A 17,672-nucleotide genomic window follows, 5' to 3' on the forward strand; every position below is an offset into this window, starting at 1 on the left:
ACGATCATTTGGTCACGCAGATCACGACGATCTTTTAAATCTTCTTCTGAAATCGTTTCTGGTACACTGTTTGCATGCTCCATCACTTCTTCAGGCCGCTCTGGTGCCGCCGCCCGCAGGTCCGGGGCCCGTGAAGGTGGATCCCCTGCTGGAACGGCTGGTGCGGGAACTGTCCCCCAAGCCCGCCTACGTGATGAACCCGTGGTGGGACCTGCTGGCGTACAACGACGCGTACGCCGAGTTGCTCGGTGGCCTCGACCAGCGCGCGGCGGACGAGCGCAACATCCTCTGGATCACCTTCACCGAGTCTCGGGGTTCGGGACTGTTCGTCGACTGGCTCAGCGAGGCGCGCTCCCTCGCCGGCCAGTTGCGGGTTGCCCTCGCCCGGTATCCCGACGATCCGCGCGGCCCCGCACTGCTGGAGTCGCTGCTGGACTCCTCCGACGCGTTCCGCGCGCTGTGGGACGAGCGGAGCGTCAGCGGATTCACCTCCGCCCGGAAGGAGCTACGGCACCCACGGCTCGGCCGTGTCGACCTGGACTATCTGCAACTGGCGGACGCCCATGACGAAAAGCTTTCCCTCATAGTCTTCCTGCCTGTCCAGGAAGACGGCTCCGAGTAACGGAAACCCGCCCACTGCCACATTTCGGCCCCGCCGCGGCCCATTCGACTCCGTGATCTATGAGACTCCATGGCTTATTCGACGGAGTCGCTCCGGAAGCATTCGAAGACGTTCCCGTCGCGGTCCCGCACGATCGTGCGGGTGCCGCCGCCGGACCTGGCGGGCCCGTCGACCACCTCGCCGCCCGCGCCGACGAACGCCCCGACGGCGGCGTCCAGGTCGTTGACGTGCAGGGTCGCGGCGCGCCGGAGCTTCGCGTCGCCCTCCATCAGCAGGAAGGGCCCGACCACCGCGACCTTGACGGCCGGGAATTCCAGAACAGCGGCCTCGTGGTACCGCCGTGACCGGAGCCGGCGAGGAATCCTGGGAGCTGACTCCGCGCCGACCCTGGCGCGGGACTCCGCATCTGCTCCGGGTGGACCCCGCGCTGGAGGACGTCGCCGGCAACTCGGTGGGCCGCGTCTTCGACCGCGACCTCAGCCGCTTCGAGGACCCGCCTTCCCCGGCGGGCCAGGTCACGGTGCCCTTCCGCCCGGCCTGTCCGGCCTGACGGCGCCGGGGGTCGCCGGTCCCGCTCCGGCGCAGGTCAAGACCGACAGCGAACCGACAGCGCCGTTTTACCGAAGCCTCATGTCCAGGTGGTCACTATCTGGATGCCGTCTGAACAGGTGGTGCCCGAAGACCGTACCCCTGGACGGATCAACGAGAAGCTCCGCGGAAGGGAACCCCTCACATGACCAGCGCACCGCTCAACCCCTCGGCCAACCCGGCCCGCCGCACCGTGATGGTGGCGGCCGGAGCGGCAGGGCTCGCCGCCGCGCTGACCGCCTGCGGGTCGTCGGACGACGACTCGTCGAGCACGACCACCACGAACGGCAACGCGGGCGGTGGCTCCACCACCCAGGACAGCAACGGCTCGGCCGGCGGCTCGACGGCCGCGGCCGGTGGCACGGCGCTCGCCAAGACCACGGACATCCCCGAGGGCGGCGGCACGATCTACAAGGACCAGGCCGTGGTCGTCACCCAGCCGACGTCCGGCACGTACAAGGCGTTCTCGACGAAGTGCCCGCACGCCGGCTGCGCGGTGACCAGCGTCGCCGCCGGCGAGATCGTCTGCCCCTGTCACGGCAGCAAGTTCGCCATCGCGGACGGCAGCGTGAAGCAGGGCCCGGCGACCACGGGTCTGACGGCCGCGAACATCACGGTCGCCGGCGACCAGATATCGCTGGCCTGATCCTCAGGACCGCCGGCGCGGTTGTTTGAGGCAGCCGAGCACCTCGTCCGTGGTCGCGACCGTGGCGACCAACGCGAGGGTGTTGCGGACCATCGCGGGGGTGTACTCGGAGGGCACTCCCGCGATGGCGTCGGCCGGGACGACGACCGTGTAGCCCCGGTTGACCGCGTCGAACACGGCATTGGGAACGGCCACGTTGGCCGAGACACCGGTGACGACCAGGGTGCGGCAGCCGAGGTTGCGCAGCAGCGGGTCGACGTCGGTGCCCTGGATCGGCGACAGGCCGTGCAGCCGTCGTACGACGAGGTCCTCCTCCGAGACCTCGATGGGGGGCGCGACGCGGACCGCCGCGGTGCCGGAGAGCTGCTGGACGGGCAGCCGTTCGGCGGCGCGGAACAGGCGGGCGTTGCGGTTCGCGCCGCGGCCGTCCGGGCGGCGTTCGGCGATCGCATGGATCACCTGGACGCCGGTGTCGTGCGCTGCGCCGACCAGGCGGGCGATGTTGTTGAGAGCCCCCGACGTCCGTGCCTCACGGGCGAGTTCGGGCAGCGCGCTGTCCGGACCCACCACGCCCTGCTGGCACTCGACGGTGAGCAGCACGGTGCTCACGGGGTCGAGGAGTTCCGCGAGCCGTTCGTACGACGACGGCATGACGCCCCCTTCCACCTTGGTGCGGGGCGGGTGACACTAACCGCCATCGCGCGGGAACGGAAGAAGAGACGAGGGGGCCGTATGACCGTCACTCAGCGCCGGGGCCGGAAGATCATGATGACGCCCGGTGAGCTGGACGAGTTCCTCACCACACAGCGCACCTGCCGGGTCGCGACCGTCTCGGCGTCCGGCGCCCCGCATGTCAGTGCCCTGTGGTTCGCCTGGGACGGCACGTCCCTGTGGCTCTACTCGGTGGTGCGCAGCCAGCGCTGGAAGGACCTCAGCCGCGATCCGCGGGTGGCGGTCGTGGTCGACTCCGGTGAGGAGTACGACCAGTTGCGCGGCGTCGAGCTGAGAGGAACCGTCGAGTTCGTGGGCGAGGTCCCGCGCACCGGCGAACTGGTCGCCGAACTCGACTACATCGAGACGGTGTTCGCCCGCAAGAACTTCGGCCTGGACGAGATGCCGCACGACGGCCGGCACGCCTGGGCCCGGCTCACCCCGACGAAGATCGCCTCCTGGGACTTCCGCAAGCTGGGCTCGGCGTAAGGAAGTTCACGGGCAAGGTCGTTCAACAGGCGGGCAGCGGGCTCAGGCGATCGCCTCGGCCGCGCCGCGCAGCGCCTGCACCGCCGCCCGGATCGAGGGGCGGCGGTCGGCGTCGGCCCGCCAGACGACGTACACATGGCGGCGCACCCGCTGCTTCAGCGGCACCATGACCACGCCGTCCGGCACCGGGTGCCGGCCCAGCAGCGGGGCGATGCAGACGCCCAGCCCGGCGGCGACCAGGTTGAGTTGGGTGTGCGTCTCGGCCGCGCGGTGTCCGACGATGGGCTCGATGCCGCGCGAGCGCAGCGTGAACATCAGCCATTCGTGGCAGAACTCGCCCTCGCCCCAGGTGATCCACTCGTCCTCGGCGAACTCCCCCAGATCCACCTCCTCGCGGTCGGCGAGCCGGTGCCCGACCGGCAGCGCCACCTCGGCGGGGTCGTCCAGCAGGGGTGCCTTGACCAGCCCGTCGGGAACGGGCATCGGCTTGTTGTACCAGTCCAGGACGACGGCGAGGTCGAGGTCGCCGCGGACGACCCCGGCGATGCCGTTCTCCGGTTCCAGTTCGCTGGAGCGGACCCGCAGCGCCGGGTGCCGGGCGCGCAGGGCGGCCAGTGCGGTCGGGAACAGGCCGCGGGCGGCCGTCGGGAACGCGGACAGCCGGAGCTCGCCGACGACCTGGCCCCGGTGTGCCTCCAGGTCGGACTGGGCCAGCTCGACCTGGGAGAGGATCCGGGCCGCGTGCTCGGCGAGCAGCCGCCCGGCGTCGGTGAGCCGGATGCCCCGGCCGTTCTTGGCGAGGAGCTGCTGGTCCACCTCGCGTTCCAGCTTGCCCATCTGCTGCGACACGGCCGACGTCGTGACGTGCAGGGCCTCGGCGGCGCCGCTGACCGAGCCGTGCCGGGCGAGGGCGTCGAGGGTGCGCAGGCGCTCCAGGTTCAACATGTTAGCGATTCTAAGAGGTACCCGGCGAGAAGTCTCGATTGTGCTACGAGGTCGCTTCCCGCATCGTGGAGGGCATGAGCACCGTGACCACCGCCGCGACCAGCGAGCCGGCGCTTGCCGCCGGCCCCTCCCGCCCCCGCCTCGACTGGCGCCTGCGCTTCGGCGCCCTCTCGCTGATCTGGGGCTTCAGCTTCCTCTTCATCAAGGTGGGGACGGAGGGCTACGCACCGTTCCAGGTCACCCTGGGCAGGCTGGTGTTCGGCACGGCGGTCCTTGCGGCGGCGATGGCCGTGAAGCGGCAGCGGCTGCCGCGCGGGGCCCGCACCTGGGGGCACCTTGCGGTCGCCGCGTTCCTGCTCAACGCGCTGCCGTTCTCCCTCTTCGCCTACGCGGAGCTGACGATCCCGTCCACCCTGGCCGGGATCTGCAACGCGACCTCGCCGCTGTGGGGGATGGTGCTGTCGCTGGTGGCCCTGTCGGAGGACCGGCCGACGAGGGTCCGGTTCGCCGGGCTCGGCCTGGGATTCATCGGTGTGCTGACGGTACTGGGGGCCTGGGAGGGCTTCCACGGCCTGGACGTCACGGGGACCGCCATGGCGTTGCTGGCCTCGCTGAGCTATCCGATCGGATGGATCTACGTCCGGCGGACGCTGGCCGGGACGGGTGACCCGCACCTGGCGATGACCGGGGCGCAGCTGTTGCTGGCGACGGTGCAACTGGCCGTGGTGACACCGTTGTTCACGTCCTTCCCGGCGCACTTCGCGCTGGTCCCGTTGCTGGCGGTCGCCGCCCTTGGCGCGCTGGGGACGGGGCTGGCGGTGCTCGTCCAGTACGGGCTGGTGGCGGAGGTGGGGCCGACCACCGCCCAGATGGTCACGTACTTCATCCCGGTCATCGCCGCCGCGGCGGGGGTCGCGGTGCTGGGCGAGTCGCTGCGGTGGAGCACGCCGGTGGGCGCGGTGATCGTCCTCGCAGGAGCCGCGCTCACCCAGATGAAGCCACGCCCCCGGGAGGGCGCGGGCCGCGGCTGAGCGCTCCGCTGGAAGTGCCGCGATATGCCGTATGCCGACTGCGGCGCCATCGTGGCTGGTCGCGCAGTTCCTCCCCCAGCCTTCGGCCGGGGGTACCCCCAGCGCCCCCTTCGGGGCGCTGCCCCGCATAGTGCACCCCCGGTCAGGCGCCCTAGGCCTGGACGCGGCCCTTCGCCGGTGTCACCGCCCTCGCCACCGCCGCCGCCAGCGGACCGGCCTCCTCCGGTGTCAGTGTCGAGACGGTGACGCGGATGCCCGGCGGGGTCGCCAGGCGGTAGCGGGCGCCCGGGGCCACCGCCCAGCCCTCGTGCAGCAGCCGGGACACCGCGCCGGTCTCGTCCGGAACCGGGACCCAGACGTTCATGCCGCTGCGGCCGTGCGCCTCGACGCCGTGGTCCGCGAGCGCGTCGACGAGGAGGTCACGGCGGGCCCGGTACGCCGCCGCCACCTCCGGGCCGTTCACCGCGCCGTCGGCCCACATCCGGACCACCGTGCGCTGCAGCAGGCGGCTCACCCAGCCCGGGCCCAGACGCTGGCGCCCCCGCACCCGGTCGACCGTCACCTCGTCGCCGGTCAGGGTGGCGAGGCGCAGGTCGGGGCCGTAGGCCTTGGCGACCGAGCGGACGAACGCCCAGTGGCGGGTGACGCCTGCCAGGGGGTGCAGGGGGAGGTCGACGATGCCGTGGCCGTGGTCGTCCTCGATCAGCAGGGTGTGCGGGTGTGCGCGCAGGACGGCCCGCAGGGCACGCGCGCGTGCGGCGCTGACCGCGGCGCCGGTGGGGTTGTGCGCCCGGGCCGTGACGATCAGGGCGCGCGCTCCGGACTCCAGGGCCCGGCGCAGGGCGTCGGGACGCGGCCCCTCGTCGTCGACGGCCACCGGGACGGTGCGCAGCCCCAGCGCGGGGATCAGGTCGAGCGTGCGGCCCCAGCCGGGATCCTCGACGGCGACCGGGTCGCCGGGCTTGAGGTGCGCCAGCAGGACGCGTTCGGCGGCGTCCAGGGAGCCCGAGGTGACGGTGAGCGGCCCGTCGGGCACACCGTCGGCGGCCAGTTCGGCGCGGGCCATCCGCTCCAGCTCCGGCTCGACGGGGTCGGCGCCGTAGAGGACCGGGTCGCGGTCGCACTCGGCCGCCACCGCCGCCAGGACCGGCGCGAGGGCGGGGAGCAGTACGGGGTCGGGGTTGCCGGAGGACAGGTCGCGCACCCCGGCCGGGACGTCGGGAAGCTGGTCCCGCCCGGTGGTGGCCGGCTTCGGCCGGACCCGGCTGCCCCGCCGGCCGGCGGTCTCGATGACCCCGCGCTCGCGCAGGGTGCGGTACGCGGCCGCGACCGTATTGGGATTCACCCCGAGCCTGCTCGCCAACTCCCGCATCGGGGGCAGCAGTTGCCCCGGCTCCAACTCCCCGGAACCCACCGCGCGCTCGACGCTGGCCGCAATCTCTGCTGCGCCGCGCCCTTCGATCGGATATTCTCCTAGCACAAACGACATTATGCACTAGTGCAATGGAGATTCGCAATGGAGACAGCCGTACAGGGGACGGTCCCGGCCCAGCCCGCCGCCTACGCGAAGACCGACCGCACCGTTCCCACCCGCTCCGCCGAGCGGGCGTCGTACGACAGGGAACTGGTGCACGCGATCCTCGACGAGGGCTACCTCTGTCACCTCGGCTTCGTGCGCGACGGCGCGCCGGTGGTGCTGCCGACGCTGTACGGCCGGGTCGGCGAGGTCCTGTACCTGCACGGCTCGACGGGCTCGCGTCCGCTGCGGATGACCGGCCAGGCCGACCCCGGACTCACGGTGTGCGTGACGGTCACCCATGTCGACGGCCTCGTGCTGGCGCGATCCGCCTTCCACCACTCGGTCAACTACCGCTCCGTGGTGGTGCACGGCATCGCCCGCCAGGTCACCGACCCCGAGGAGAAGGCCCGCGCGCTGGACGCCCTGGTCGACCACGTGGTGCCGGGCCGGGCCGCCGACTCCCGCCCCGGCAACAAGAAGGAGCTGGCCGCGACCGCGGTGATCCGCCTCGACCTGAACGAGGTCTCCGCCAAGACCCGCACGGGCGGCGCGAACGACGAGCCGGAGGACATGGACCTCCCCCACTGGGCGGGCGTGCTGCCGCTGCGGAAGGGGTACGAGGCTCCGGTCGCGAACGGTGACCTGGCGGCGGACGTTCCGGTGCCGCAGTACCTGAAGACCCGCTGATGGGCAGCGCCCCCTAGGGAGCGCGGGGCCGTATCCGATGTGGGGCTCCGCCGCGATGGGGATCCCCCCGGGTTCGAGCGAAGCCGAGAACTCGGGGGAGCGGTCGGCCACCACCGACCGGTGGCCGGCAACGCTCAGACGGCCGGCTCCCGCACAACACCCTCACCACGCGCCAAGGGCTCGGCGGAGCCCTTGGCAGGCGTGGCGGACTGCGCGATGAAGGCCCCGGCCAGTACAACAACCCCACCCACCACCTGCGGCGCACCCAGCCGCTCCCCCAGCAGCACCCACGCCAGCACGGTCGCCACCACCGCCTCCAGGCAGGCCACCACCCCCGCCACCTGCGGGGACAACCGGCGTACCGACACCACACCCGTGACGTACGCGACGACCGTCGCGACCAGCACGATCCACCCCAGCAGGACCACCGCCGGCACGGCCGCCCCGTTCATCCGCGCGGAGCCGCCCAGCACCGACCAGTCCATCTCCCACGGCCGGGCCACCACGGTGAGCAGGCCCGCCCCGACCAGCAGCCCGTAGGCGATCACCCCCAGCGGATCCACCCCCTCGCCCCCGCCGTGGTCGGCGAGCACGAAGTACCCCACCTGGCAGCAGGCCGCCGCCAGCGCCAGCGCCAGCCCCAGCGCGTCGAACCGCAGCCCCGACCACACCTCCACCACACACGCGAGGCCGCCCGCCGCGAGGACGACACCGAGCGCGGCGGCGCGGGTGACCGGCCGCCGCTGCACGAACCGGACCCAGCCGAGCACCAGCGCGGGAGCGAGGTACTCCACGAGCAGCGCCACTCCCACGGGTATCCGGGAGATGGCGGCGAAGTAGCAGGCCTGGACGCCGGCCACGGCGAGCAGGCCGAACCCGGCGAGCAGCGCCGGCCGCCGGCGCGGCAGGTCGCGGTGGCGGACGGCGAGCGGAAGCATCACCAACGCGGCGCCCGCCACCCGCAGCCACACCACGTGCAGCGGCGCGAGCCCGGCCTCGATCAGGGGCTTGGCCGCGACGCCGGAGCCGCCGAAGGCGAGCGCCGACCCGAGGGCGAGGGAGAGCCCGAGGCCCTTTCCATGACTGCTGTCAGTGGTGTGCACCGGCACATGATGCCAGCAGGCGACATGAGCGTCACCCTCGATGGCACCTGTCTCAACGGCCGGACGTGCGGCGCTCCGCCTCGGCGTCCCGGACCACGCCGACCGGCCCCACCGCCCCGTCGCCGTCTATCCGCACGGCCAGCTCGCGGGCGGCCACCCCGGCCCGCTCCAGTACCTCCACGGCCCGGGACTCCGGGTCGAGGACCAGGCCCGCGAGCAGGTCGATGCCGTCGGGGTGGGCCGCGCCGCGGCGCCGGGCGCGGCTGCGGGCGTACTCCAGGGCGGCCGCGGCCACCGGCGACCAGGCGCCGTCACCCCTGCCCTCGGCTCTCCGCCCGGCGTGCGGAAGGGCGGGCAGCGCTCCGGAGTCCTCGATCCCGCTCTGCCAGCGCAGGCCGTAGCCGATGCTGCGCTGCACGAGGTAGCCGAGCAGGCGGGCGAGTTGCGGGGCGTCGCCGAGGGCGGCGCGCACCTCGGGGTCGTACTCGATCAGCGAGTGCAGCAGATGGGCGGTGTCGACCTGACGGTCCCCGTCCCGCACGGCCCGGCGGCGGGCACCGGCGACCACCGCTGCCGGCTCGGCACCGAGCCCGGCAGCGTCGTCCGCGTGGATACTGCCCTGGTCCTGGACGGGCTGGCGGGGAATACGGGGTTGCACACCCCCTACCTCATCAATCCCAGAGACCTGAGTCATCGGCGGGGGGAAGCATTTTCGCGTCCCACGCAGAGTGGACGCGGATGGCCGGAATCTCCTCCTTGCGGATGAGATCAGGCTGATTCCGGCCACCGGAGCGCGCGCCGCCTTGCCGCGCGCCCCACACGCAACCGCCGCGCACCCGCCGCACGTCTCCCCCTGACGTGGAGAGCGGGTGCTGCTGGCTGGTCGCCCTGCCGGCGGTCGACGGCAGGCAGTACGTGTACCGGGTCTACGCCCCGGCCGACGCACTGCCCGCGGACCTGTTCTGGGACGCCTGGCACTGCCACGACGAGAGCGCGTTCCCACGCGCATGGGACCTGTTCGACGCGGCGCTGATACGGCGGGTCGGCTGAGCGGCCGGGCGGGACCGGCCGTCGAGGGGGCGGCGCGGGATCCGCACATTTCCTGACGGTTCATCAGTATTGAATGTTCGAGGCCCTGCGGCTACGTTCCGCGACACCGTAGCCCGACACGAAGGGGTGGCCCGATGGCCGAAGTCAGCGCGGAGGCACGCATCCAGGCACCGGCCGAGAAGGTGTGGGCACAGCTCACCGACTGGTCGGCGTACGGCGAGTGGAACGCTACCCACACCAACTTTCCCAAGGGCGGCCCCGAGACCCTGGCGGTGGGCGGCACCTTCCAGGAGAACATGAAGCTGATGGGCTTCCCGGCGGAGGTCGAGTGGACCATCGAGGAACTGGAGCCGGCCCGGGTGCTGGCGATCCGCGGCAAGGGCCCGATGGCGGTGACCGTCGCCACGCGCTACACGCTGACCCCGGACGGGGACGCGACGGGGGTGCGGATCGACGGCGAGTTCACCGGCGCTGCCGTGTCGCTGATGGCGGGCAAGCTCAAGGACTCGGCGACGGCGGCCCTCAACGAGTCGCTGCGCAAGCTGGGCGGTCTGGTGGCCTAGGGGCTGTCCGGCGGACACGGAAGCGCGCCCCGCGGATCATTACGCGGGGCGCGCCGGGTCTCATCTCACGCCCGAGGGTCAGTCCTCGTCGGCGAGGATGAGGTACAGCTTCTTACGGGTCTCGTTGATGACGGCCAGCGCCTTCTCGCGCTGCTCCTTGCTGCCGGTCTTCCAGACCTGCCCGAAGGCCTCCATCAGACCGAAGCCGGCCTGGCGGATCTCGCTCAGGGCCTCGAAGTCGACCCCGCGGGAAGCCTCTTCCCAGGGGGCGTCGGGGCCCTCGTCGGCCGCGGTGCGGCCGCTGTCGGTGAGGGAGAACAGCTTCTTGCCGCCCTCGCTCTCGCTGGCGATCAGACCCTCGTCCTCCAGCAGCTGGAGGGTGGGGTAGACCGAGCCGGGGCTGGGCTTCCACGCGCCGCCGCTGCGCTCGGCGATCTCCTGGATCATCTCGTAACCGTGCATCGGGCGGTCCTTGAGCAGGGCCAGGATCGAGGCCCGTACGTCACCGCGCCGCGCCCTTCCCCTGGGACCACCGCGCCCTCGCGGCCCCCAGTGGCCCGGTCCGAAACCGGGCCCGCCGGGACCGAAGCCCGGGCCACCCGGGCCGAAGGGCCCGAACGCCGCACGACGACCGTCACGTCCACCGAAGCCGCCCCGCCCGTGCGGGTGAGGGCCGCCCTGACCATGTCCACGCTCGAATCCGTGGGAACGCATAGCAATCACTCCATCCATCGTTATCCATCGTTGATCTGTCGCGTATCTTTCGCGATGCCTCGACGATATATCGGAAGCGTTCGGATGACAAGCCTCTCCCCAGCAGCTCCCGCCGGGCGGGGTCAGGATGTCCGCACGGCCCCCACCGTCCGAGACGTGCCCAACAGGGGCGTTGCATGACCATGCGGTCTCATGCATAATCTTCCTATGTCCAAGGTCCTCACCTCCCTTCCCGCCGGCGAGCGCGTCGGCATCGCCTTCTCCGGCGGGCTCGACACCTCGGTCGCGGTCGCGTGGATGCGCGACAAGGGCGCCGTCCCGTGCACCTACACCGCCGACATCGGCCAGTACGACGAGCCCGACATCGCCTCGGTGCCCGGCCGTGCGCACACCTACGGCGCCGAGATCGCGCGCCTGGTCGACTGCCGGGCCGCGCTGGTCGAGGAGGGCCTCGCCGCGCTCACCTGCGGCGCGTTCCACATCCGCTCGGGCGGGCGGGCGTACTTCAACACCACCCCGCTCGGCCGTGCCGTCACCGGCACGCTGCTGGTGCGGGCCATGCTGGAGGACGACGTCCAGATCTGGGGCGACGGGTCGACCTTCAAGGGCAACGACATCGAGCGGTTCTACCGGTACGGCCTGCTCGCCAACCCGCACCTGCGGATCTACAAGCCCTGGCTGGACGCGGACTTCGTGACCGAGCTCGGCGGCCGCAAGGAGATGTCCGAGTGGCTGGTGGCCCACGGGCTGCCGTACCGGGACAGCACCGAGAAGGCGTACTCCACCGACGCCAACATCTGGGGCGCCACGCACGAGGCGAAGACCCTGGAGCACCTGGACAACGGCATCGAGACCGTCGAGCCGATCATGGGCGTGCGGTTCTGGGACCCCGAGGTCGAGATCCTGCCCGAGGACGTGACGATCGGCTTCGACCAGGGCCGTCCGGTGACCGTCAACGGCAAGGAGTTCGAGACCGCCGTCGAACTGGTCATGGAGGCCAACGCGATCGGCGGCCGGCACGGGCTCGGCATGTCCGACCAGATCGAGAACCGGATCATCGAGGCCAAGAGCCGGGGCATCTACGAGGCGCCGGGCATGGCGCTGCTGCACGCCGCCTACGAGCGGCTGGTCAACGCGATCCACAACGAGGACACAGTCGCGCAGTACCACAACGAGGGCCGGCGGCTCGGGCGGCTCATGTACGAGGGCCGGTGGCTGGACCCGCAGGCGCTGATGATCCGGGAGTCGCTGCAGCGGTGGGTCGGCGCGGCCGTCACCGGTGAGGTGACGCTGCGGCTGCGGCGCGGCGAGGACTACTCGATCCTCGACACGACGGGGCCGGCGTTCAGCTACCACCCCGACAAGCTGTCGATGGAGCGCACCGAGGACGCGGCGTTCGGTCCGGTGGACCGGATCGGCCAGCTGACCATGCGCAACCTCGACATCGCCGACTCCCGCGCGAAGCTGGAGCAGTACGCGGGGCTGGGCCTGATCGGCTCCGCCAACCCGGCGATCGGTGCGGCGCAGGCGGCGGCGACCGGTCTGATCGGCAGCATGCCGGAGGGCGGCGCCGAGGCGATCGCGTCCCGCGGGGAGGCCACGCCGGACGCGGACGAGCTGCTGGACCGGGCGGCGATGGAACTCGGCACGGACTGAGCGTTCCGCTCAGGAGGGCCGACTCGGTGACGAGTCGGCCCTTTCGTCTTGCCGGGGGCGCTTGGGCGTCAGCGCCGTGGTTACGACCGGTCGAGCGGCCGGTGCGGCGCCGTCGTGGTTGCTCGCGCAGTTCCCCGCGCCCCTTACGGGGCGCTGCAGTCGCGTCAGCCACATAGCTGCGGGCAATCGTGCCGCAGGGCGGCACGGGTGGGCGCAGCGGCACCCGGCCAGCGCCGGTAAGCGACACCCCGGCCCCCCATTTGGCTGCGCGCGCCGGAAATCGGGCCAGGGCTCCGGGATTGGCCTTGGTCGGCCGTGGTGCGGAAGCTCTAGCGTCTGGGGCATGCGGATTCGAATCGTCGATGCCTTTGCCGAGCGGGCCTTCTCCGGGAACCCGGCCGGGGTCGTGCTGCTTGATTCCTTTCCTGACGACGGGTGGATGCAGAACGTCGCCATGGAGGTGAACCATGCCGAGACCGCGTTCGCGCACCCGCTGCCCGAGGGCGGGGACGCGGACTGGGCGTTGCGGTGGTTCACGCCTGTCACGGAGGTCGCGATGTGCGGGCATGCCACGCTGGCCACCGCACATGTGCTGCACACCACCGGGGCACACGTGGGGCCCGTGCGGTTTGCGAGCCTGAGTGGGGTGTTGGTCGCGACGCCGGGCGAGGACGGGTCGGTCACCCTCGACTTTCCCACCGCCCCGCTCACCCGGGTCGACGTACGCGACGGAGTCGCCGGCGCGCTCGGCGCCGAACCCGTCGCCGGCTTCGACACCGGGCCGAACATCGGCGACCTGCTCCTCGAACTCGCCGACGAGAAGACCGTGCTCGGCCTCTCCCCCGACCACAAGGCCCTCGCCGCCCACTCCGCGCGCGGGATCATCGCCACCGCCCGTGCCGAGGACCCGGCCAAGGGGTACGACTACGTCTCCCGCTGCTTCTTCCCGAACGTCGGGATCGACGAGGACCCGGTGACCGGGAGTGCCCATACCGCTCTTGCGCCGCACTGGGCCGGGCGGCTCGGCAGGGACGATCTGACGGGGCTCCAGGCCTCCCGGCGGGCCGGACTCGTCCGGACCTCGCTGCGCGGTGACCGCACCCTGCTGACCGGGCGTGCGGTCACCGTCATCGACGGCGAACTGCTCACGCCGTAGGCAGCCAGCCCACCTTGCCGGCGAGCAGCGCGTAGCCGACGAACGCGCCGATGTCGAGCAGGCTGTGCGCCACCACCAGGGGACCGACCCGGCCCCACCGCCGGTACAGGTAGACGAAGACCACGCCCATCACCATGTTGCCGACGAAGCCGCCGATCCCCTGGTAGAGGTGGTAGGAGCCGCGCAGGACGGAACTGGCCACCAGCGCCGTGCCGGCGGTCCAGCCCAACTGGTCGAGCCGGCGCAGCAGGTAGCCGACGACGATGACCTCTTCGAGGATCGCGTTCTGCATCGCGGAGAGGATCAGTACGGGGTACTTCCACCACACGTCGGGCAACGCCTCCGGTACCACCGTGAGGTTGAAGCCGAGGCCGCGTGCGGCCAGGTAGAAGGCGATGCCGGCGCTGCCGATCACCGAGGCGATCGCGGCGCCGCGCCCCAGGTCGGACCAGGGGCGGGTGCGGTCGAAGCCCAGCGTGCGCAGGCTCGCGCCCTCGCGCAGAAGAAGGTGGGCGACGAGGAGGACGGGGACGAGTGCCGTCGCGATGCCGAAGAGCTGCCAGGCCAGATCCAGCCAGGGGCGGCCCGGCGCGGCCGACGCGTTGAGGGTCGCCGCCTGGTCCTTGAGGCCGCCCGGTTTGGTGACCGACCCGATGAAGCTGATCAGGGCGGACACTCCGCTCGCACCGAGCGAAAGCCCCAGAACGAGCAGCGTCTCGTCCCTGAACATGCGCTGCGAGGGCCGCTCCAGTGGATAAGCACCGGCCACCTGATCCGCCTCCACCTGCACTCCTGCCTCCAGTCGAGCAAACCCGCCCCACGGCCGTCTTCACCACGGGACATCACAGCTTGCCCGATCAACCCGGAACAGGCATGACCGACCCCCACCACAGCGCCCTCACCCCAACGGCACCGGCTCCAATAACCCCACCGGCCAGGTGTGCACCGGATCCCCCTCGTTCATCAGCTCCGCATAGCGCCGCGTCATCGCCGCCAGCGCCGCGTCCCTCGGCAGCCCCTGCTCCCGTGCCCGGTGGAACGTCGCCGCCTGCCAGGACGCCCCGTTGACCCGCCTGCGACACCGCTCCTCGATCACGCCGAGGTAGAAGTCCCGGTCGGCGGGCTCCACCCCCCACGCGTCCAGCCCGGCCTCGGCCAGCGGCAGCAGTTCGTCGCGGACCAGGGTGACCGCGTCCACCTCCGCCGTACCGCCGCCGTACCGCGCCCGCCTCGGCCAGACCAGGCGCGCGTCGATGCCGTTGCGGCACGCCGCGTCGAAGTTCGCCTCGGCCGCGGCGAACGGCAGCCGTGTCCACACCGGGCGGGACTCCTCCGCGAGGGCGCGGACCAGGCCGTAGTAGAACGCCGCGTTGGCGACGACGTCGGTGACGGTGGGCCCGGCCGGCAGGACACGGTTCTCGACGCGCAGGTGGGGGACGCCGTCGGCGATGCCGTAGACCGGCCGGTTCCAGCGGTACACCGTGCCGTTGTGCAGGACGAGTTCCGCGAGCTTCGGCACCCCGCCCGCGTCGAGGACGGCGAGCGGGTCCTCCTCGTCGCAGATCGGGAGGAGGGCCGGGAAGAAACGCAGGTTCTCCTCGAACAGCTCGAACGCCGAGCTGATCCAGCGTTCGCCGAACCAGGTGCGCGGCCGCACGCCCTGTGCCTGGAGCTCGGGCGGGCGGGTGTCGGTGGCCTGGAGGAACAGCGGGGGGCGGGACTCCCGCCACAGTTCGTGGCCGAAGAGGAACGGGGAGTTCGCGCCCACCGCGATCTGCGCGGCGACCGCCGCCTGCGCCGCGTTCCACACGTCGGCGAAGCGGGCCGGGGTGACCTGGAGGTGCAGCTGCACGGAGGTGCAGGCGGCCTCCGGGACGATCGACTTCGACGTGCACACGAGGTGCTCGACGCCCTCGATGTCGAGCAGGAAGTCCTCGCCCCGGGCGGCCACGATCTGGTCGTTGAGCAGGGTGTACCGGTCCACCTCGGAGAGGTTCGCGGAGACCAGGTCGTCCCGCTCCAGGGTGGGCAGGATGCCGGTCATCACGATCCCGGCGTCCACCTCGCCCGCCTTGCGGTCGGCGTACGCCAGAGAGGTGCGGAGTTCCTCCGCGAGCCGGTCGAAAACCCGGCCGTCGAGCCGGTGTGGAGCTATGTTCACTTCCAGATTGAACATGGCGAGTTCTGTTTGGAAATCACGGCTCGCGATACGTTCCAGAACCTGTCCGTTCAACATTCTCGGCATGCCGTCGGAACCCGCCAGATTCAATTCGATCTCGACGCCCATGAGGTTCTTGGGGCGGTCGAACCGCTTCTCCACCAGCAACCGCTCCAGCCCCGTCAGGCAGTCCTGGAGCTTTTCGCGGTAGTGCCGGCGATCGGACAGGTCGAACCGGCCCGCCACGACCTTCTCCCCCATCGAAGCGTCCCTCCTCGAATGGGCGGGCCGGGCTTCCGGCCGCCGCGGTGTCCCGAGTCCAGGTGGGATGATGCCCAGCGGAAGCGATCGATAACGTCGCGCGCGCCACCTCCACCCGCTACTCTGTTGGAATGTGTCCCGCGGCACATTCACGAGGCATGACGCCGCACGCAACTTCGGGTTCCCCGTACCCCTCGTGAAAAACGCCGATGACATCCGGCCGACCGCGACAGCCTCGTAATCCGAGGTCAGCGGGGTTCCGACGGGCTGGAAATCGGGAGGATTCCACGCGAATCAACGGCTGAATTGCGCCTTGCTCTCTTCTCTGAAACAGCCCGGCGAAACACCATCTGAACAGGCGTCGTATAAACTCCGCGAACAAGGCAGAAGGCTGGCGCCCACGGTCTGGTTCCTGCCGCCTGAGCGACGTGCGGCAGGCAACGCCCGCACCTCTCGTCACCGAACCGGGCCCCCGCCTCTCTGACCTCCTGTGAGCTGACAGCGCCGTCCGCCCCTGCCCTCGCGCCGCCGCGCCTGTCGAATGAGAGGCGACCCACCATGCCGCTGCAAGTCCCTCCTGCCCCCGCGCCCGCACTGCGTTCCGTCCTCACCGCCCTCGGTTCCCCCACCGCGGTCCGCGAGGCCCGGACCCCCTCCCTGCGCACCGCCCAGGGACCCGCGACCCCCGAACTCCCCCTTCCCGTGCACGTCATGGACCGGATCACCCCGGAGGGCGTGTCCGCCACCCGGCTGGCCGGCTGGCGCTTCCTGATCCGCTGCGGCGACCGGGCGGTGGCCGCGGCCGACACGATGCTCACCCCGGACGGCTGGGCCTTCTCGCACTTCTTCGAGGGCCCCTACATCACCTCCACCGAGCGCGCCCTCCACCAGGCCGAGGCCCTGCAACAGACGTACCAGCCGCGCCTGTTGTCCCTTCCGGGCCTCTACATGCTCACCCTGTGGCTGCACGGCGACTGCACGGCGGACGGCGCCGAGGGGCACCCGGCCGCCACCGACCTGCTCGTGCCGCTGGCACCCGCCCCGCCCGGTATCGCGGCCCACCGGCCGCACCTGGTCGCCGAACTGCTCCCGGTGCTGACCCACCGGATCACCCCGGCCCCCCTGCTCATCACGCCCGCCTGAGGCCGTCACCGCCGTACCCCGCCACTGCCGGACAAGTGGCGGGGTACGGGCGTGTACGGGCGTTTTCCTTTCCTTCCGCTCGTACGAGCAATTCACCGCTCCTAAGAGCCGTAATAGCCCTAGCCCCGCGATGGTCCACCGTCCGGACTAGCCCCATCCGGCCATGCGAAACCATCCGAATCGGCAACCCGGTCGAGATGAACCGTCCGCGCGGGTGACGCGTCTCCAACCTGTGAGAAGCGGTGCAGCGAAATCCCTGCGGAGCAACGCCAGGAAGGCAACACTGGTTTCGACCGACACATCACCACGGGGGACGACATGACCACGACCGAGCGAGAGACCCTATCCATGTGCCAGCACCAGCCGCCGTGTCCGACAGCCGAATCCGCCGACCGGGAGTCCGCCCGCCTCATGGCGCACCACCCGGAGCAGGGGTGGAGCCTGCTGTGCAACGGCGTTCTCCTGTTCGAGGACACCGGTGAGCTCCTGCCCGACGGCCAGATCATCGCGCCGCACCGCCCGGTCGGTGCCGGCCGCGTGGTGACCGCCGCCTGACGGACCCACCGCACCACCCCGGGCGGCCCCGCCGCTCCGCCCGGTGACCAGCAGGGGCCGGACGCACACATGGTG

21 protein-coding genes are annotated in these 17,672 nt (G+C 71.5%); 12 read left to right on the forward strand and 9 right to left on the reverse strand.

What is annotated here, in order from left to right; genetic code table 11:
- The first annotated feature begins 130 nt into the window (after positions 1-130).
- Positions 131-622 carry an MmyB family transcriptional regulator gene (locus ABT137_RS41525; RefSeq protein ID WP_351717217.1) on the forward strand — a complete coding sequence of 164 codons (492 nt, stop codon included), beginning with the start codon at positions 131-133 and terminating at the stop codon, positions 620-622.
- 74 nt (positions 623-696) lie between these two features.
- On the opposite strand, the gene ABT137_RS41530 is transcribed toward ABT137_RS41525, so the two are convergent.
- The gene (locus ABT137_RS41530; protein ID WP_351717219.1) at positions 697-912 is read right to left on the reverse strand and encodes a VOC family protein; all 216 of its coding nucleotides are present in this window, start codon (positions 910-912) and stop codon (positions 697-699) included.
- A gap of 50 nt (positions 913-962) precedes the next feature.
- On the opposite strand from ABT137_RS41530, the gene ABT137_RS41535 reads away from it, so the two are divergent.
- On the forward strand, positions 963-1,172 hold the full coding sequence (locus ABT137_RS41535) for a hypothetical protein (protein ID WP_351717220.1): 210 nt from the start codon (positions 963-965) through the stop codon (positions 1,170-1,172).
- A gap of 183 nt (positions 1,173-1,355) precedes the next feature.
- Positions 1,356-1,856: a Rieske (2Fe-2S) protein gene (locus tag ABT137_RS41540; RefSeq protein ID WP_351717222.1), complete on the forward strand. Its 501-nt coding sequence runs from the start codon at positions 1,356-1,358 to the stop codon at positions 1,854-1,856.
- Positions 1,857-1,859: 3 nt separating this feature from the next.
- Here the strand turns inward: ABT137_RS41540 and ABT137_RS41545 are convergent, their stop codons facing one another.
- A complete protein-coding gene (locus tag ABT137_RS41545; RefSeq protein WP_351717224.1) occupies positions 1,860-2,507 on the reverse strand; it encodes a cysteine hydrolase family protein in 648 nt (215 codons plus the stop codon).
- Between the two features lie 81 nt (positions 2,508-2,588).
- Here ABT137_RS41545 and ABT137_RS41550 point away from each other — a divergent pair, with 81 nt between their 5' ends.
- Positions 2,589-3,056 carry a pyridoxamine 5'-phosphate oxidase family protein gene (locus ABT137_RS41550; protein ID WP_351717225.1) on the forward strand — a complete coding sequence of 156 codons (468 nt, stop codon included), beginning with the start codon at positions 2,589-2,591 and terminating at the stop codon, positions 3,054-3,056.
- Positions 3,057-3,098: 42 nt separating this feature from the next.
- On the opposite strand, the gene ABT137_RS41555 is transcribed toward ABT137_RS41550, so the two are convergent.
- Complete coding sequence (locus ABT137_RS41555) at positions 3,099-4,001, reverse strand: LysR family transcriptional regulator (RefSeq protein ID WP_351717227.1); 903 nt, start codon at positions 3,999-4,001, stop codon at positions 3,099-3,101.
- A 74-nt stretch (positions 4,002-4,075) separates the two neighbouring features.
- On the opposite strand from ABT137_RS41555, the gene ABT137_RS41560 reads away from it, so the two are divergent.
- Complete coding sequence (locus tag ABT137_RS41560; RefSeq protein ID WP_351717229.1) at positions 4,076-5,032, forward strand: DMT family transporter; 957 nt, start codon at positions 4,076-4,078, stop codon at positions 5,030-5,032.
- Between the two features lie 151 nt (positions 5,033-5,183).
- On the opposite strand, the gene ABT137_RS41565 is transcribed toward ABT137_RS41560, so the two are convergent.
- Positions 5,184-6,512 carry an aminotransferase class I/II-fold pyridoxal phosphate-dependent enzyme gene (locus ABT137_RS41565; RefSeq protein WP_351717231.1) on the reverse strand — a complete coding sequence of 443 codons (1,329 nt, stop codon included), beginning with the start codon at positions 6,510-6,512 and terminating at the stop codon, positions 5,184-5,186.
- 36 nt (positions 6,513-6,548) lie between these two features.
- Here ABT137_RS41565 and ABT137_RS41570 point away from each other — a divergent pair, with 36 nt between their 5' ends.
- Positions 6,549-7,238: a pyridoxamine 5'-phosphate oxidase family protein gene (locus ABT137_RS41570; protein WP_351717232.1), complete on the forward strand. Its 690-nt coding sequence runs from the start codon at positions 6,549-6,551 to the stop codon at positions 7,236-7,238.
- A 134-nt stretch (positions 7,239-7,372) separates the two neighbouring features.
- On the opposite strand, the gene ABT137_RS41575 is transcribed toward ABT137_RS41570, so the two are convergent.
- Entirely contained in the window at positions 7,373-8,347 is a 975-nt protein-coding gene (locus ABT137_RS41575) for an EamA family transporter (RefSeq protein WP_351717233.1), read from the reverse strand.
- Between the two features lie 46 nt (positions 8,348-8,393).
- Positions 8,394-8,999, reverse strand: coding sequence for a Clp protease N-terminal domain-containing protein (locus ABT137_RS41580; RefSeq protein WP_351717235.1), 606 nt, complete (start codon positions 8,997-8,999; stop codon positions 8,394-8,396).
- A 200-nt stretch (positions 9,000-9,199) separates the two neighbouring features.
- On the opposite strand from ABT137_RS41580, the gene ABT137_RS41585 reads away from it, so the two are divergent.
- Positions 9,200-9,391: a hypothetical protein gene (locus ABT137_RS41585; protein WP_351717237.1), complete on the forward strand. Its 192-nt coding sequence runs from the start codon at positions 9,200-9,202 to the stop codon at positions 9,389-9,391.
- 134 nt (positions 9,392-9,525) lie between these two features.
- Complete coding sequence (locus tag ABT137_RS41590) at positions 9,526-9,954, forward strand: type II toxin-antitoxin system Rv0910 family toxin (protein WP_089105600.1); 429 nt, start codon at positions 9,526-9,528, stop codon at positions 9,952-9,954.
- Between the two features lie 78 nt (positions 9,955-10,032).
- On the opposite strand, the gene ABT137_RS41595 is transcribed toward ABT137_RS41590, so the two are convergent.
- Positions 10,033-10,668, reverse strand: coding sequence for a PadR family transcriptional regulator (locus ABT137_RS41595; RefSeq protein ID WP_351717239.1), 636 nt, complete (start codon positions 10,666-10,668; stop codon positions 10,033-10,035).
- Between the two features lie 207 nt (positions 10,669-10,875).
- Here ABT137_RS41595 and argG point away from each other — a divergent pair, with 207 nt between their 5' ends.
- Complete coding sequence (gene argG, locus ABT137_RS41600; RefSeq protein WP_351717240.1) at positions 10,876-12,324, forward strand: argininosuccinate synthase; 1,449 nt, start codon at positions 10,876-10,878, stop codon at positions 12,322-12,324.
- A gap of 343 nt (positions 12,325-12,667) precedes the next feature.
- Positions 12,668-13,480, forward strand: a complete 813-nt coding sequence (locus ABT137_RS41605) for a PhzF family phenazine biosynthesis protein (protein WP_351717242.1) — start codon at positions 12,668-12,670, stop codon at positions 13,478-13,480.
- On the opposite strand, the gene ABT137_RS41610 is transcribed toward ABT137_RS41605, so the two are convergent.
- Entirely contained in the window at positions 13,470-14,270 is an 801-nt protein-coding gene (locus ABT137_RS41610; RefSeq protein ID WP_502984657.1) for a CPBP family intramembrane glutamic endopeptidase, read from the reverse strand. The two genes, ABT137_RS41605 and ABT137_RS41610, sit on opposite strands and share 11 nt — an antisense overlap.
- A gap of 108 nt (positions 14,271-14,378) precedes the next feature.
- Positions 14,379-15,899, reverse strand: a complete 1,521-nt coding sequence (locus tag ABT137_RS41615; RefSeq protein WP_351717244.1) for a glutamate-cysteine ligase family protein — start codon at positions 15,897-15,899, stop codon at positions 14,379-14,381.
- Positions 15,900-16,457: 558 nt separating this feature from the next.
- Between ABT137_RS41615 and ABT137_RS41620 the strand changes: the two genes are divergently transcribed.
- Complete coding sequence (locus ABT137_RS41620; RefSeq protein WP_351717246.1) at positions 16,458-17,042, forward strand: hypothetical protein; 585 nt, start codon at positions 16,458-16,460, stop codon at positions 17,040-17,042.
- A 348-nt stretch (positions 17,043-17,390) separates the two neighbouring features.
- Complete coding sequence (locus ABT137_RS41625) at positions 17,391-17,597, forward strand: DUF5999 family protein (RefSeq protein WP_351717248.1); 207 nt, start codon at positions 17,391-17,393, stop codon at positions 17,595-17,597.
- Positions 17,598-17,672 lie beyond the last annotated feature (75 nt).

The organism is Streptomyces sp. NPDC001980, assembly GCF_040296885.1.
Taxonomy (GTDB): Bacteria; Actinomycetota; Actinomycetes; order Streptomycetales; family Streptomycetaceae; genus Streptomyces.